The organism is Vibrio penaeicida (assembly GCF_019977755.1).
GTDB lineage: Bacteria > Pseudomonadota > Gammaproteobacteria > Enterobacterales > Vibrionaceae > Vibrio > Vibrio penaeicida.
The window spans coordinates 308,841-324,132 of sequence record NZ_AP025144.1 but is presented as its reverse complement, the minus strand read 5'-3'; the positions used below and the strand labels follow the sequence as shown (position 1 = coordinate 324,132).

The following is a 15,292-nucleotide window of genomic DNA, read 5'->3' as shown; positions in this document are numbered from 1 at the left end:
TAACGATGATTTTAAAACCGAACAATAAAGACATTCCCGTTCGTAACCCTGAAGGGGGCTTCCTTTCAGATGAAGGCGAAAAGGTTAAACGAAATTCATATTGGCTGCGACGCATTGCAGATGGTGATGTGGTTGAAGTGAACGCGACTGCTGACGCACCGGCTAAAACGAAATCCACTAACGCATCGGCTAAGCAAGCCATTAAAGGAGAATAAGCATGTCATTGGGCTCTATTCCTAACGATATTCGAGTGCCGCTCGTTTATATCGAGATCGACAACAGCGAAGCGAATTCAGGCACACCCGCTTTGGCTCAGAAAGTATTAGTCCTTGGTCAACAGTTGGCAACCGGCACTGCTGATGCACTTACGCTGAATCGCATTACCACAAGTGAAAGCCAAATGGACGACCTTTACGGCAAGGGTTCCATGCTCTCTCTTACGCTTAAGAAGTTCCGCAAAACCAACGAATATACAGACGTGTATGCATTGGGTGTGGCTGACTTGGCTGCAAGTGCGGCTAAGGGTGAGATTGCCGTGACCACAACCACGGTTAAAGCAGGTGTGATCGCGTTATTGATTGCAGGCGTTAGCGTGCAGGTAACAGTGAAAGACACAGACGATGCCGATTCTATTGCGACGGCCATCATCGCTAAGGTGAACGCTGATACCAACCTACCTGTTACTGCTGCTTTGAAAGCGGCGTCTACCGATATTGTAGAGCTTACGTGTAAATGGACGGGTATGACGGGCGACGATATCGATATCCGCTACAACTACTACGACGGTGAGTTCTTGCCTGGTGGTGTGACTATTGCGATTACCGACATGACAGGCGGCGCAGGAACGCCAGACATGAGCGCGGTTATCGCGGCTATTCCGAACGAATGGTACAACCACATCGTGATGCCGTTTAACGATACCCAATCAATGAATGACCTACGTGACGAGCTGGTGAATCGTTGGGGTCCACTCAAGATGATTGAAGGCATTGCTTACACTGCGTTCCGTGGCACCTTTGCTGAGACGGGTGCGGTTGGCTCTGCGCGTAATGACTTCTTGTTTACGTGTATGGGTACGAACAGCTCGCCAAACTCGCCTTGGGAATTTGCTGCCGCTTACGCAGGTCGAGCGTCTTATTCATTGGGTATTGACCCTGCTCGCCCTCTTCAAACGTTAGTGCTGACCAGTTTATTGCCACCGGCTAAAACCGCTCAGTGGGATATGACAGAGCGTAACCTGCTTCTGCATGATGGCATTGCAACGTACATGGTGACGCCCGGCAATGAAGTAGCGATTGAGCGTGAAGTGTCGATGTATCGCCAGAACGCCTATGGCGACCCAGACCCAAGCTATCTTGATATCACGACGCCAGCGACATTGGGTTACTTGCGTTACTCACTTCGAACCATGGTGACCAACCGATTCCCTCGCCATAAGTTGGCCGGTGACGATGTGCTTGATCGCCTTGACCCTGGTCAGCCAGTGGTGACACCCAAGATTATGCGCAATGCCGTGTTAGAGCTTGCCAATAATGATTGGGTGCCCAAGGGGTTAATGGAAGACTTCGACGGCTTCAAAGAGACATTAGAAGTGTATCGAGATACCAGCGACCAGAACCGTTTGAACTGCGTGTTCAAGCCAGACATCGTGAATCAGTTCCGTATCTTCGCCGCACTCATGCAGTTCAAACTTTAATAGGGAGTACGCACCATGGGACATATCCTTGGTCAAGTCGTTGTTCGCGCCAACAGCAAGCAACTCAAAACAAAGAAGGGTTCGACTTTGAACCCAGGTGGGTTTACCCATACCTCTCACGCGGGTCCAAACCGCATTTGGGGTAAGTCGAAAGAGTTCACGCCTTCCACGGTTTCCGTGGTGATTGCGGCGGATGAAGACGTCGATGTAGTGGACATCAATAACATCACCGACGCCACGCTAACGTGGGAAGGCGACAACGGGGTGGACTACATGATTACAGGTGCCTCACCGCAAGCGCCGTTCCAGCTCAGTGATTCTGGCGACATCACGGGCACGTTCGAAGGCAACCCTGCGGAGCGCGTGTAATGGCTATCATGACCTTTGGACTGGATCATGGTTTCAAGGTGGGCGATGTCGCCCACCATGAAGTTGGTCTAAGAGAGTTAAGCTCGGGTGATTACATCGATGCGCAGTTAGCGGCAGAGAAAGTGATCGTGAGTGACGGGGTGGCTATGTCTTACACCTCTGATGTGCTTTACGGATTAGAGCTTCTTGTTCGTCAGGTGGAATACATCGGCAGTGTGAAAGGACCTATCTCAATCAAGGAGATAAGAAAACTGCACCAGGACGATTTCAAATTGCTGCAAGAAAAGGCAAGCGAACTCGATGAACTGATTGCCAAGGAGCTTGAAAGCAGGGGGCGATCTTAAGGCGCTGCCGGAGATTTGCGAAAACTTGCAATTGGCAATGTGTTCAAAAGTTCCGTTAAGCGTCACATCAACTATGCCCTTGCGGCGATTGCTCAGAACCTATCGAAAACTAAGAGACCTAACCCATGGCACAGAAGCTTGAAACCGATATTGTCTTAAACCTTGCGGGCAACCTCGCGGCGAAGGCGCGCCAGTATGGTAATTCGATGGGTGAGTTCGCCAAGAAAAACCAAAAAGCCATGACACTGGTTAAAACCTCGACCGCCGCCGCTGGTCGGGGTATCGACGCTTTAGGTAATCGATACGTGGGTTTGGGAGTCGCGCTGGTGACAGGCGCGACCGTGCGCAACGTTGCCGCATTTGATGCTCAGATGGTTCGTATTGGTACTAACGCCAAGCTGTCTAGCGAACAGGTTGCAGTGTTAACCAAGTCGGTAGAAGACCTTTCAACGCAATCAGATGTTCGAATAGACACTACCGTTCTGGCTTCAGGTGTTGATACCTTGCTTGGTAAAACAGGTGATCTTGAGTTTGTTATGGACAACTTGGAAAATATGGGTGTCTTCATGCAAGCCTTTGGCGCTGATGCTGAATCGACAGGTGCATTGTTTGCTCAGTTCCGAGAGAAAGGCATTCGTGATTCAGAAGCGGTCATGCAAACCATTGACGAACTGTACGGTCAGTTCGCTATTGGTAGTGTGAGCGTTAAGGATTTAGCGGGGATATCAGAGCAGCTTTTTGCAACCTACCAAGCCAAAGGACCTGAAGCTATTACACAAATGTCTGCCCTTGTTCAGTTGTTTGCAAAGGCAAAAGGTAACGCCAACGAATCGCTAACGTCTATTCAAGCCGTGTTTGCCACTTTCTCAGACAAAAAGAAAGTGGAGTTCTTAGATAAGCAAGGAATCGCTGTATTTAAAGAAGGCACCAGAGAACTAAGAGAGCCAGTGGAGCTGCTACTTGAAGTGTTAGATGCCGCAAAGAATGACCCGTTAAAGTTAGGCGATGTATTCGACCAGACTTCATTACAAGGTCTGTCTTCAATTTATTCTCAAGAGAACAAAGATCTTCTTAAACAAATGACATCTGGCACTGGTGAGTTAGGTGCCACTCAAGAAGCGGCTGCTAAGAACGCCGCCACATTAAACAGCGCAATGACCTCTCTGAATAACTCATTCAATAAATTCGCCAACCAAAGACTGGCTGAACCCATTCAAGAGCTTGCGGATGCCATCAACAGCGTTGATGACGACACCATTCAAAACTGGTTGAAGTGGGGTGAAACTGCATTATGGGTTGTCGGTGGTTTGGTTGCGGCTAAAAAGGGATTAGACATTGCCGCCTCGGTTAAGACCGTATTTGGTAAAGGTGGCGTTCCTGGTGCAGGCGGCAAAGGTGGGTTTCAAGACTTAGGCGCTATGCCTGTCTTTGTGGTAAACATGCCAGCTGGTGGTATGGCGGGGGCTGGAGGTGGCTCTAGCACTTCAAATCCTTCAAGAGGTAGGTCTGGGGTCAAAGCAGGGGCTGCGGTGGCTGCGGCTAAAATGGCGGTTCCGGCTTATGTCGCCTATGAGGCAAGTAGCCTAGGGGCAAGTATTATCGACACGACATTAGACTCAATGTTTGATGGTTACCGAAATGCGGATAGGAAGTTTACCACTAAGTTAAAAGCCTACCTTGGGGATAAAGAGGCTCAACAACAAGCTGTTCAGTATTACGGAGTTGATCCTAAGAGCTATGAGCGTTCACCCGTTGAGCCTTCTTCATACCTGACTGGTAATTACGCTCAACCTAGCAGTCAATCTAACTATCCTATCGGTGGGCAAGTGAATGTAAAAGTTGATTTGTCAGGCGACAAACCAAAAGTAACCGCCACTTCCTCTTCACCAACTATTCAAATCGACCCAGATACGGGTACAAATTAAAGGGGCTTTAAATGGCATTTGAAGATCGTTTAACCGCCTCTATTCGTGGTGTTGAATTTTTCCTAGATGATGCAAGTGGTGACTTTGGTCGCCGTGCTATTCCTCATGCTTACCCTAAGCGTGAACAAGGCTATACCGAAGACAACGGTAAAGTACTTCAGCAAGAAATGATTAATGGCCGCACGGTAGGTGATGGCTATTTTGAAAAGCTAAAACAAATCATTGAAGCGCTTAACGCACCAGGGCCTTGTGAAATGATTCACCCTTGGTTTGGTATTCGTAAGGTTCAAGTTGGCAAGGGTAGCTTTAAGTTAGTCAATAAAACGGATGGCTTAGCGACCTTTAGCTTTGAAGTTTTCGAAGTGGGTGAAAACCTATTCCCTAACGCTAAAAGCGATACCGTCAATCAAGTAAAAGCCGAATCTGAAAAGTCACAAGACGCGGCGAACGCGGCTTTTGAAGAGGACTTCGATGAAACAGCCACAGAAGGTGTAGGCGATATGGTTGACCAGTTCTTAGATGACTTAGATGAATTTACTCGAGGCTTACCATCACTGCCTAGTGAGTTGCGTGAATGGACTGATCGCCTTATGCGCGCCAAAGATTCTATTGGCAACCTGCTAGCCTACCCTGGTGAGTTAGCGCGTGAAACTATGGGGCTAATGGAAGATGTGAAAGGCGTGGTGACTGACCCTATTCGCGCCCTCGATGTTTATCAGAACGTGCAGAACCGTTGGGATGGTATGCGAGCTGAACTGGCTGTTACAGGTGGTTTAAGTCGTAACATCGATAGTGCCAATGGCTTTGCTAGTTCAGTGTCTATGGTGGCGAACCCTGCCAAGCAGCAAGCCATTCTTGACAATGCGAATGCCTATAAGCGCCTAATTTTAAATTCATCGTCTGTATCAAAAGCTGCTGCAATGGGTAATGCCAATGTTAGCTTTGAACTTAACGACCAGGTGGACGTGGTTGAAAGCCTTTCAGGTGTTGAGCGTAATACCGTTATGACAGGTCAGCGCTTAAAGCAGATTGGTTACGGCATTGCTGATGAGCTTGCTGCCCTTTCTGCTGATGCGGTTGAGGTTGGCGATTCTAGCGTGTGGCGTCAGCTGCGTGTGCTACGCCAGGCTGTGTTAGAAGACACTCGATCTCGTGCTGAGTTATTGCCTCAGTTAAGTATCTACAAGCCGATAAGCACGGTGCCTGTGTCTTTGGTGGCATGGCAAGAAACAGGTAACACCGAGATGCGTCAAAGCATTGTTCGTCGTAATGGGTTTTCTAACCCTTCGTTTATTCTTCCTTCTGATTTGGTCGAGGTGATCAATGAGTGATGTTGTGCTTAAGGCTGGCGGCAATGTTTACGGTGGGTGGACAAAAATTAGCGTGACGCGCTCAATTGAATCGATGTCTGGTTCGTTTGACTTAGAGCTCACTTGGAAGTGGCAAGGCTCTGAAGATAAGTATAAAGCCTTCATGGACCCGATTAAGCAAGGACAACCGTGTGTGGTTGAAATTGGCGGTGAGCGTGTGATTACGGGCTATGTGGATGATTGGGTGCCGAGCTACGATGCAACTCAAGTGGTTATTTCAGTCAGTGGTCGAGACAAGACCGCAGACTTGGTGGATTGCTCTATTGATTACCCTTCAGGCCAGTTCAACAACCAAACGCTAACGCAGATTGCTAATGTGATTTGCAAGCCCTTTGGCATTAAAGTGATCGTGAATACGGATGTAGGCGCGGCGTTCCCTCGCATTCAAATCGAACAAGGCGAAACACCGCATGAACTGCTTTCTCGTCTGGCTCGTCAGCGTGGCGTGTTGCTTACCAGCGACACCTACGGGAATTTAGTTATCACTCGATCAAGTAAAGAGCGTGCAGGTGTGTCTTTGATTCTTGGTGAGAACGTTAAGGCTGCGCGTGGCCGTTTTAGTTGGCGTAATCGTTATAGCATTTTCACAGTTAAAGCCGATGGTGCTTCGTTTGGCCGTTGGGATGATGCGCCACTTTCAGCGGTTGGCGGTATCAAGGCGGAAGTGAAAGACGAAGAGATTAGCCGTTACCGTCCAATGATTATCATCAATGAAGAAATTACCACGGCAGAAGGTGCAGCCAAGCGCGGACAATGGGAACGCCAGCGAAGCTTAGCCAAATCGAATGGTGCTGAATACACGGTGACAGGGTGGCGAATTCCGCAAACGGGCAAGCTTTGGAACTTCAACACATTGGTGCCTGTTCTCGATGAGATATTAGGTATTGATGAAGAGATGATGATTTCCTCGATCATGTTTAGCGAAGATGACAGTGGACGTTTGGCGGTGGTTAGCGTGGTGAAATCGGATGCATTCGATATTCCTGCTGAAGCAGAAAAGCAAACGAAGCTAGGTGGTGGCCAATGGTAACAGAGCGATTTGTACAAAAGTTACTGGCACCTATTCGTCGTCGTATTAATGGTGCAATTACGAGAGCGGTAGTTTCTGGTGTGGTCGAAGGTTTACAGCGCCAAAACTTACAGCTTAAGATGCACGCGGATGAATCTGTTGATGACATCGAGCGCTTTCAAAACTACGGTTGCAGTTCGTTCCCACCTGTTGGCTCTGAAGCCATTCTTGCGGCTATCGGTGGTAATCTAGGTAACTTGGTTGCTGTAGCTGTTGAAGATAAAAAAGTTCGTCCAAAGGGTGAAGCTGGCGATGTTTTCCTCTATCATTTGGAAGGTCACAAAGTACGCCTCACCAAAGACGGCAAGATAATCGTTACAGCAACCGACGTTATTTTTGAAGCCGCTTCTTCCCTCACTATTATTTCACCTGAAACATTGATTCAAGGTCCTTTGCATGTGACAGGTGGAATCTCAACAGATTTAGGTATCTTCGCCACTGGTGGCATTACTTCTTCCAGTGTTGTTAGCGGTTCAGATTTAACCGCTGGCGGATTCAGTTATCTAGGTCACTTCCACAAAGATGCAGAGAATAGGGATACATCAGCACCAGTGGGTTAGATATGAGCGTGAGCATCGTGTTCGACATGATGAAAAACAGCGGAGTTATTATCGAGGGCGGAAGTGTCGATGACACAATTTCTGCCCTCGTTTTGATCTCCCTTTTTACGGATGCTCGCGCTGACGAATCCGATACTCTTCCAGACCAATCGAGTGATTTGCGTGGTTGGCCAGGTGACACTTTTTATGATGCGCCATGGGGTTCTAAACTTTGGCTTTTATATCGTGAAAAGCTTACCACTGATGTTCGTAACCGTGCAGTTAAATACGCAGAAGATGCATTGTCTTGGATGCTTCAAGACCAAGGGGAAGGACCTCTTGCGTCAAGCATTACTGTGACAGGCTCTATTCCTCAATTTCAAACCCTCGCCTTGAATATCATCATTGCTAAACCTGACGGTGAAGTGCTTTCTCTGTCGGTTTCTAAGTTATGGGAGGCGCAACGTGCCGTTTAACGTTCCTACGCTAAGACAGCTTATTGAAAGCGGTTTAATCGACATTGAAGCCTCTTTAGATGCGGTTTTACCCAAGTTTGGTATCGAGCAAGCGCTAAATGCTGCCGTCAGCGGAAGCATGCGTGATATCTACGATTATCAGACTTGGATTGTTCGTCAAATCATCCCGTCAACAGAATCTGAAGACCAAACAATCATAGACACAGCTCGTTACGAAGGCGTGATACAAAAGCTTGCATCTAATGCTTCTGGACCTGTTACGTTTGTTGGCAGCGTTCCTATTCCCATTGACACTGTGATGACGCATTCAGATGGTCGCTTATATCGAGTGGCTGCATCTAATGCGCCATCCGGTGGCAGTGTGACGGTGGATGTTGAAGCAGAAGAAAGTGGCTCTGCTGGCAACCTTGCTCAAGGCGAAACGCTTACGCTGGTTTCTACGGTTCCTGGTGTGCAGCCAAATGGTATTTGTGACGGCATCACAGGTGGTGCAGATACTGAGTCTGTTGCTTCTGTATTAGAACGTTTGCTATTTCGCAAGCGCAATCCACCGATGGGCGGCGCTGTTCATGATTATGTTGCTTGGTGTCGTGAAGTTGCAGGTGTGACACGCGCTTGGGCTGAAGATTTATATCAAGGTCCTGCAACGGTTGGCTATGCATTTGTATTCGATGACCGCTCCGATATTTTGCCAACCTATCAAGACCAAGTGGCGATGGCTAATTACATTTATCGTCATAGTGACCCTGCAACGGGAACGGATGTAGGTCGTCCAGGTGGCATTGAAGCGGTTTATATTCCGTTGCAACTTAAGACAACCGATCTGAGCATCAATATTTCACCAGACAACACAGAGCTTAGACAAAGCGTGCAATCTAGCATCGAAGGTTATTTTAAAACGCTTAGCCCTGGTTCAACGTTGCGATTGAGCTCCGTTCGAACGGCTATTGGTTCTGTTTCTGGTATTGAAGATTACACATTAGATCTTAACGCTGATGTGCCTGCTCTTTCTAATGAGCTTCATGCATTAGGAGTAATCACATGGGGCACACCGTAGAGCAATGGACTAACTCGATAATGTCACAGATGCCAAGAGGTATTTTGTGGCAAAGAGCAACGTCGTTAGACCTGTATAAATACGCTCAGGGATACGCTCCACGCTTAGAACAAGTCGAAGCGAGTGCAGACAGTCTTCTGTTTGAAATGCGCCCTGAAACGACGTATGAGCTTCTTCCAGAATGGGAAGAGTATTTAGGGCTTCCTGAATGTAACGCTGCGCCAAGTTCAAATATTGAATATCGCCGCTTTGCCGTTGTTGAAAAATATCACCGTAAGGGCGGTTTGCAAGCTTGGAACATTCAAAAGCTTGCCGAAGATTTGGGTTTTACCGTCAAGGTTGAAGAGGTGTTTCCTCACCACTGCTTACGCTCTTGTGTTTATCCGTTATGGGAACAGAAATATCGATACATTTTGCGCATTACAGTATTTGGCATTCCTGGTGCGCACATGACATGTCTTGATGATGTTTTAACGCCGCTGCTAACAAGTGATGCAGGCGTTCTTGAATGTACTCTTAACCGCTACAAGTTAGCTGGAATGTATTACGAGTACTACTACGCAAATGAATAGTAAAAGCGCTTAGAAAGGCGTTTAAATCGTTTTTGAATTGGGAGATTCGCAATGCATCCTTTACAAAATGGCTCTCAAGTTACTGAGCGCCCTGCTAACAAGCCTGTATCTGGCTTGCCTGGTTACTTTACTGAATCCGGTGAAAACAACGTTCCTAGTTATCCAGGTGCGGATTGGTTTAACCATGTTATTGACGAGTTTTTGAATGTTCTTTCTTTAATGGGTATTCAATATGACCCAGATACAGATTTAAATTTGACAAACGCCCTAAAAAAAGTTTTTGAAAACTATTTTTATATTGATAGTCAATCATTTGGTAATGATTCAGATGCTTTTGACTTATTTCTTGCCGAGCTTTCAACCTCAGGAAAGATGGGAGTAGTCACGACCCCTCTGCAACTTACTCGTCCCGTAACTCTTAAAGGCAATATTACCTTTTTTAAGGACAGTCCTTTGATTCTTTCGGCTGAGTTGTCTGGTAATGATTTTGTTACTTTTGGTGAGGGATTTAACGCCAAGGGGCATCTTAAGATTGATTGCTCATCCTCTTCCGTTTCTTGTAATAATCCGGCTAAATTTTCCGGGGCTTTACAGTATGAGTCAAATACCGCGCCAAATATTGAAACTCTTGAGATCATAGGAGGTAGTTATTTAAAAATTGCCGGTGGTCTAATTTATGATGCTACAGAAGATGGTGGCGATGGTCGTTCTTATATTCACTTTACTCGGATTGGTAAGTTTATTGGTAGATTTATCCGTGGTATTCGTCATGTGGCAGATGAGTCGGTTTTAAGTGATAGTTGGGTTACTGCTAACACAATAGAACATGTTACGCTTGCTAGTTGTGATGAGTATCTGGTCGATGATGCTTTGAATGGTGCAGAAGTTTCTAATAACACTATTGAAGGTACTTTTCAGTATGGTGCTGGACGCGGAAGAAGCCCAACAAAAGGCATAGAGATCAACGCTGGTGCATACAATCATTATCATATTTTTATTTACGATTGGAACTCTCAAGCGTCTCCAGGACCTCAGGTTAAGTTTGATAACCAGTCTCATGACAATACCGTTCATTCTTCTCCACTTTCGACTCAGAAGCAGGATAATGGATATAGAAATCGCTATATATCCTATCAGGATAGCTCAATATCTAATGTTTGGATTTCTGCGTGGGAGCGTTCATATCTTGGTCATCAAGATAATGTATTGGCTCATTGGTCTACAAAAGCGGGCTCTTTAGTTTCTACATCCGAGACTGTTTCCGGAGATAGGACTATTGTTCAGTCCGGAGATCTTCAAAGCATAGAGCAAGAAAATGAATCTTTTCTTTCCTTAACTTCTACTGGCACTACAGGTTTGGCAGTTTATACGATCGAATTTAGGTCATTGACTGAATTTCCTCTTACTTCGAACATGGTTTCATTTAAGTTCGAAGAAGGGTTTTTACCTGATTCTATTACCATTCAAGTTGATGATGGTGGTGGTTATGAGAATGTTGCCTCTAGCGAGCCATCTGACAGCGAAGCATTCTTTCGTTTTGATGAGAACAATGGGACAGACATTAGAACTAACATCCGCGGTTATAAGCTTCTTCTTTCCTTTTCTGATAATCGAAAAGTTCGCATTAGACATGTTGCTGCTAATGGCACATTCATGACTTGCTTTCCTTCTCGTGGCGGTGATTTTGTTGGCGGTGATTTTGTGTGGAAGAATGGGGTTGGTCCTATTTTGACTAATCCCAATGGAGGAGAGTTCCGTCTTCAAGTTGATAATAGTGGTAACCTCGTTTTGACTCCCAATCCGGTAAAGAAAACCACATTCCTCTAGACTATCAAAATGAGCACTCCCCGCAGTGCTCATTTTTGTAGTATTCGCTGCTCACTTTTCGCGGCGCGCTACATTGTTATTTCCATAAAAATAATTCATTAAAAAGCCTAGTGAAATAAAGAAATTTTAACCCCATATTTGCACTTTATTCTGGAGTGCATTACATGATTGAAATTTCAAATTGGTTAGACTTGGGACCATTTTCTTGGTGGGACCTACTTTGCTGCACCGTATGTGGCTCTCTTATTGGAATTGAACGCCAAACACGTGGAAAGCCAGTTGGAATACGTACGTCTATTCTGATCATTTCTGGAACCTATTTTTTCATGTCGCTGGCGGTACACCTTTCCCCCAACAGTTTGGATCACGCTCGTGTACTTGGGCAGATTATTACTGGGGTAGGATTTTTAGGGGCTGGGGTTATGATGACACTGGATGGGAAGATCCACGGCGTCACCTCCGCGTCCATTATATGGGTACTAGCGGCACTTGGACTCATGACTGGGTTAGGGTTTGGTCAACAAGCAATACTTGTCACGATCCTAATGCTTTCCATTTTGCTCGGTGTCGATAAGCTGGAAAGCAGTTTTAGGAGCTTGCGCCGAGGTGTCCATCAAACAATGGGGAAACGGAGTAAGAAATAAAGCAGCCATTCATACATCACTGACGTTCTAATGGCTGACAGCTTGAATGATCTCTTTAGGCTCAGCGTCTTGTGCGATAAACCGAGTTCTTACGCTGCGCCAAAGGTGAAGATACCCATCATATTTGTGAACAGGTATTAATTCAAAATGCCCTTCGAGCAAACAGTCTTGGGTTACACCTTCAGGTAATCGATAAGGTGTTAAACGCACTTCGGTTTCTAGTTGATTGATAAGCTGTGAACCTAATTCTATCGATTCACAAGGCAAAATCAGAACCCAATCTCCATCTCCTGATGAAGCGAAAATATCGAACGAACGAAGCCTCTCCTTAAGAACGACTTGTACATGCGATTTAACTTGTTCTTTTGCTAGTTCAGACAGGTATTCTGTATCTTTTACGGAGTACGCCGCAATGCAAAGGAAAGGACGCTCCTTAAGCCCAGAAAGTTTTGCCTCTAACCCTTTGAGATTCAATAACCCGGTTTCATCATCAAGGTGCATCAGTTTATCTTCATAAGATTGAATCAAAGACCAATTCTTATTAATCAATAACGTAACGACAAACAGATAAGAAACAAACCATGTTACCAACCAATAATGTTTGTACTTCCACAACTGATACAAATGCTGTTGCCAATGTTGGTCGATACTCAAATGCAAACGCGTATTTTGAGAAGCATCGCTGATCTCACCCGACTTTTTGTAAGTAAACAGACCCGTTTGGTTATCGCCTGGATAGGGAAGGATAAGGTACTCCTTCCCTAAATTACGCTTAATCTGGCTCGCCAGAACATCCATTGCCAACACGCCCGCCAGCTCTCCATCTCGATACACTGCCGCACTTAAAGTAACTACCGACTTTCCGGTAAAGAGATCGCGGTATTCTCCTGTAAAAGTGATATCACGACGGTTATTGGCAAGCCCGTACTGCAAAGTGTTTCGCCAAAAAGGTCGATGTTTAAGGACATCATCAAAAGTACTGCTCGTGATGTTTCGCGCCAGCTTAGAAGGCGATGAAATAATGTATTTATCTTTAGAAATAAAGTAGATGGAAGAAATTGTTTCGCGGGTGTTCACTAGATAAGACATGACGTGAGCGCTAGGCACCCAAAAATGCGCATCTTGGTATAGTGAGGTACGCACATCACACATATCGACAACACCAGTGATGATGAAGTCCGAGTGAATGGTAGAACGCCCCTCACCTAGCCCTTCGAAAGAGCACGTTTTGCCTTCCACAACGGTATGTAAATGAGGGGGAGAATCAGAGACGTTAAACTGCGATAGCACCGTCATCTCATGCTCCACCGCTCTTAATGTGTTCGACATATCTTTTAACGCCACAGCCACATGCTTTTTTTCTGCTGTAAATTCTTCCGACGCTTCATTGAGCGCGTCCACAACAAGAAGAAGCAGAAATAGACCGTACAAAGCCGTTACGCCCAGCAAAGAACGTTTAATTGGAAAATTGTGATTATGGCTCAAAGGATTAACCTAGCTACTTATTTTTATGCCTCTAACATACCAGAACAATATGCGACATAAAGTGAATTTTCAGCTTAGATCAACGAAACCTACTCCACCTATAGAGCGTTTATCTAAATTATATAAAATCGATAAAATAATTGAATGTTTAAGATATAAAAAAGCCCCGCATAACTGCGAGGCTCTTATCATCCGAGAGGAGGAGGCTTACATCATGCCGCCCATGCCGCCCATTCCACCCATGCCGCCCATATCAGGCATTGCTGGTGCATCTTTCTGAGGTAAGTCAGTCACCATCGCTTCTGTTGTGATCATAAGACCCGCAACCGATGCTGCAAATTGCAGTGCTGAACGCGTAACTTTCGTTGGGTCAAGAATACCCATTGCGATCATGTCGCCGTATTCACCCGTCGCAGCGTTGTAACCGTAGTTATCTTCACCAGCACGTACATTGTTTGCAACTACAGACTCTTCGTCACCTGCGTTGCTTGTGATTTGACGAATTGGCGCTTCCATTGCACGTAGTGCAACGCGGATACCTACGTTTTGCTCTTCGTTGTCACCTTCAAGCTCAGTCAGCTTAGAAGCTGCGCGGATTAGTGCAACACCACCGCCCGCTACTACGCCTTCTTCAACCGCTGCGCGAGTCGCATGAAGTGCATCTTCAACGCGGTCTTTCTTCTCTTTCATTTCAACTTCAGTCGCTGCGCCGACTTTGATTACTGCAACACCGCCTGCTAGCTTAGCAACGCGCTCTTGTAGTTTTTCTTTGTCGTAGTCTGAAGTTGCTTCTTCGATTTGCTGACGGATTTGAGCAACACGACCTTCAATAGCAGCTTGCTCACCCGCACCATCGATGATGGTAGAGTTTTCTTTCGTGATGGTTACACGCTTCGCTTGACCTAGGTCTTCTAGCGTTACTTTTTCAAGTTCTAGACCAATCTCTTCAGAAATCACAGTACCGCCAGTTAGAATAGCGATATCTTGTAGCATTGCTTTACGACGGTCACCAAAACCAGGCGCTTTAACTGCTGCTACTTTCACGATGCCACGCATGTTGTTCACAACAAGTGTTGCTAACGCTTCGCCTTCTACATCTTCAGCGATGATAAGAAGAGGACGAGATGCTTTCGCTACTGCTTCTAGAGTAGGAAGCAATTCGCGGATATTAGATACTTTCTTGTCAACAAGAAGGATGAATGGGTTTTCTAGGTCAACCGCACCAGCTTCTTGATTGTTGATGAAGTAAGGAGACAGGTAACCGCGGTCAAACTGCATGCCTTCAACAACGTCTAGCTCATCTTGTAGTGCCTGACCTTCTTCAACAGTGATTACACCGTCAAGACCAACACGCTCCATTGCTTCTGCAATGATTTCACCTACGCTGTTGTCAGAATTGGCTGAAATCGTACCAACTTGCTCGATTTCTTTCTTGCCTTTACATTCAACTGAAATGTTGCCCAGCTCAATAACAGCAGCCGCAACTGCTTTATCGATACCACGCTTAAGATCCATTGGGTTCATACCAGCAGCAACCGCTTTCAAACCTTCGTTAACGATAGATTGAGCCAGTACAGTAGCAGTGGTTGTTCCGTCACCTGCCGCGTCATTCGCTTGAGACGCTACTTCTTTAACCATTTGTGCGCCCATGTTCTGGAACTTGTCTTCCAGTTCAATTTCGCGCGCAACAGAAACACCATCTTTAGTAATGGTTGGAGCACCGAACGATTTGTCTAGGACAACGTTACGGCCTTTAGGACCTAGCGTTACTTTTACAGCGTCAGCCAGAACGTTAACACCTTCTAGCATTTTGATTCGTGCGTCGTTACCAAATTTAACGTCTTTAGCAGCCATCTTTAATTTCCCTTTCTTAATTCGTTTTTAGTCTGTCGTTTTTTGAATCAGAGTAAAAATTACTC

The 15,292-nt window shown here is 45.9% G+C and carries 15 protein-coding genes; 13 read left to right on the top strand and 2 right to left on the bottom strand.

The window, feature by feature from the left end; translation table 11 throughout:
* The first annotated feature begins 5 nt into the window (after window positions 1–5).
* From LDO37_RS01460 to LDO37_RS01400, 13 genes are all read left to right on the top strand, one after another.
* The gene (locus LDO37_RS01460) at window positions 6–215 is read left to right on the top strand and encodes a DUF2635 domain-containing protein (protein ID WP_126609502.1); all 210 of its coding nucleotides are present in this window, start codon (window positions 6–8) and stop codon (window positions 213–215) included.
* Window positions 216–217: 2 nt separating this feature from the next.
* A complete protein-coding gene (locus LDO37_RS01455) occupies window positions 218–1,696 on the top strand; it encodes a phage tail sheath subtilisin-like domain-containing protein (protein WP_126609503.1) in 1,479 nt (492 codons plus the stop codon).
* Window positions 1,697–1,711: 15 nt separating this feature from the next.
* Entirely contained in the window at window positions 1,712–2,065 is a 354-nt protein-coding gene (locus LDO37_RS01450; RefSeq protein ID WP_126609504.1) for a phage tail tube protein, read from the top strand.
* Complete coding sequence (locus LDO37_RS01445; protein WP_126609505.1) at window positions 2,065–2,409, top strand: phage tail assembly protein; 345 nt, start codon at window positions 2,065–2,067, stop codon at window positions 2,407–2,409. Before LDO37_RS01450 ends, LDO37_RS01445 begins: the two co-directional genes overlap by 1 nt.
* 125 nt (window positions 2,410–2,534) lie before the next feature.
* The gene (locus LDO37_RS01440; RefSeq protein WP_126609506.1) at window positions 2,535–4,334 is read left to right on the top strand and encodes a phage tail tape measure protein; all 1,800 of its coding nucleotides are present in this window, start codon (window positions 2,535–2,537) and stop codon (window positions 4,332–4,334) included.
* An 11-nt stretch (window positions 4,335–4,345) separates the two neighbouring features.
* The gene (locus LDO37_RS01435; RefSeq protein ID WP_126609507.1) at window positions 4,346–5,665 is read left to right on the top strand and encodes a DNA circularization protein; all 1,320 of its coding nucleotides are present in this window, start codon (window positions 4,346–4,348) and stop codon (window positions 5,663–5,665) included.
* Window positions 5,658–6,734: a phage baseplate assembly protein gene (locus LDO37_RS01430; protein WP_126609508.1), complete on the top strand. Its 1,077-nt coding sequence runs from the start codon at window positions 5,658–5,660 to the stop codon at window positions 6,732–6,734. Before LDO37_RS01435 ends, LDO37_RS01430 begins: the two co-directional genes overlap by 8 nt.
* Window positions 6,728–7,333, top strand: a complete 606-nt coding sequence (locus LDO37_RS01425) for a phage baseplate assembly protein V (protein ID WP_126609509.1) — start codon at window positions 6,728–6,730, stop codon at window positions 7,331–7,333. Before LDO37_RS01430 ends, LDO37_RS01425 begins: the two co-directional genes overlap by 7 nt.
* Window positions 7,334–7,335: 2 nt before the next feature.
* The gene (locus LDO37_RS01420) at window positions 7,336–7,788 is read left to right on the top strand and encodes a phage GP46 family protein (RefSeq protein ID WP_126609510.1); all 453 of its coding nucleotides are present in this window, start codon (window positions 7,336–7,338) and stop codon (window positions 7,786–7,788) included.
* Entirely contained in the window at window positions 7,778–8,845 is a 1,068-nt protein-coding gene (locus LDO37_RS01415) for a baseplate J/gp47 family protein (RefSeq protein ID WP_126609511.1), read from the top strand. Before LDO37_RS01420 ends, LDO37_RS01415 begins: the two co-directional genes overlap by 11 nt.
* Window positions 8,830–9,417 carry a YmfQ family protein gene (locus LDO37_RS01410; protein WP_126609512.1) on the top strand — a complete coding sequence of 196 codons (588 nt, stop codon included), beginning with the start codon at window positions 8,830–8,832 and terminating at the stop codon, window positions 9,415–9,417. The genes LDO37_RS01415 and LDO37_RS01410 overlap by 16 nt, the downstream gene beginning before the upstream one ends.
* Window positions 9,418–9,468: 51 nt before the next feature.
* Window positions 9,469–11,244, top strand: a complete 1,776-nt coding sequence (locus tag LDO37_RS01405) for a hypothetical protein (RefSeq protein ID WP_224055303.1) — start codon at window positions 9,469–9,471, stop codon at window positions 11,242–11,244.
* Window positions 11,245–11,408: 164 nt separating this feature from the next.
* On the top strand, window positions 11,409–11,888 hold the full coding sequence (locus LDO37_RS01400) for an MgtC/SapB family protein (RefSeq protein WP_101111243.1): 480 nt from the start codon (window positions 11,409–11,411) through the stop codon (window positions 11,886–11,888).
* 27 nt (window positions 11,889–11,915) lie between these two features.
* On the opposite strand, the gene LDO37_RS01395 is transcribed toward LDO37_RS01400, so the two are convergent.
* Both LDO37_RS01395 and groL read right to left on the bottom strand, forming a co-directional pair.
* Window positions 11,916–13,373, bottom strand: a complete 1,458-nt coding sequence (locus tag LDO37_RS01395; protein WP_126609752.1) for a PDC sensor domain-containing protein — start codon at window positions 13,371–13,373, stop codon at window positions 11,916–11,918.
* A gap of 207 nt (window positions 13,374–13,580) precedes the next feature.
* Window positions 13,581–15,227 (bottom strand): chaperonin GroEL, encoded by a 1,647-nt coding sequence (gene groL / locus LDO37_RS01390; protein ID WP_126608888.1) that lies wholly within the window; start codon window positions 15,225–15,227, stop codon window positions 13,581–13,583.
* Window positions 15,228–15,292: the final 65 nt, after the last annotated feature.

Coding starts and splice junctions, on each gene's coding strand:
- LDO37_RS01460 (WP_126609502.1), top strand. CDS start 6: ATGATTTTAAAACCGAACAATAAAGACATTCCCGTTCGTAACCCTGAA.
- LDO37_RS01455 (WP_126609503.1), top strand. CDS start 218: ATGTCATTGGGCTCTATTCCTAACGATATTCGAGTGCCGCTCGTTTAT.
- LDO37_RS01450 (WP_126609504.1), top strand. CDS start 1,712: ATGGGACATATCCTTGGTCAAGTCGTTGTTCGCGCCAACAGCAAGCAA.
- LDO37_RS01445 (WP_126609505.1), top strand. CDS start 2,065: ATGGCTATCATGACCTTTGGACTGGATCATGGTTTCAAGGTGGGCGAT.
- LDO37_RS01440 (WP_126609506.1), top strand. CDS start 2,535: ATGGCACAGAAGCTTGAAACCGATATTGTCTTAAACCTTGCGGGCAAC.
- LDO37_RS01435 (WP_126609507.1), top strand. CDS start 4,346: ATGGCATTTGAAGATCGTTTAACCGCCTCTATTCGTGGTGTTGAATTT.
- LDO37_RS01430 (WP_126609508.1), top strand. CDS start 5,658: ATGAGTGATGTTGTGCTTAAGGCTGGCGGCAATGTTTACGGTGGGTGG.
- LDO37_RS01425 (WP_126609509.1), top strand. CDS start 6,728: ATGGTAACAGAGCGATTTGTACAAAAGTTACTGGCACCTATTCGTCGT.
- LDO37_RS01420 (WP_126609510.1), top strand. CDS start 7,336: ATGAGCGTGAGCATCGTGTTCGACATGATGAAAAACAGCGGAGTTATT.
- LDO37_RS01410 (WP_126609512.1), top strand. CDS start 8,830: ATGGGGCACACCGTAGAGCAATGGACTAACTCGATAATGTCACAGATG.
- LDO37_RS01405 (WP_224055303.1), top strand. CDS start 9,469: ATGCATCCTTTACAAAATGGCTCTCAAGTTACTGAGCGCCCTGCTAAC.
- LDO37_RS01400 (WP_101111243.1), top strand. CDS start 11,409: ATGATTGAAATTTCAAATTGGTTAGACTTGGGACCATTTTCTTGGTGG.
- groL (WP_126608888.1), bottom strand. CDS start 15,227: ATGGCTGCTAAAGACGTTAAATTTGGTAACGACGCACGAATCAAAATG.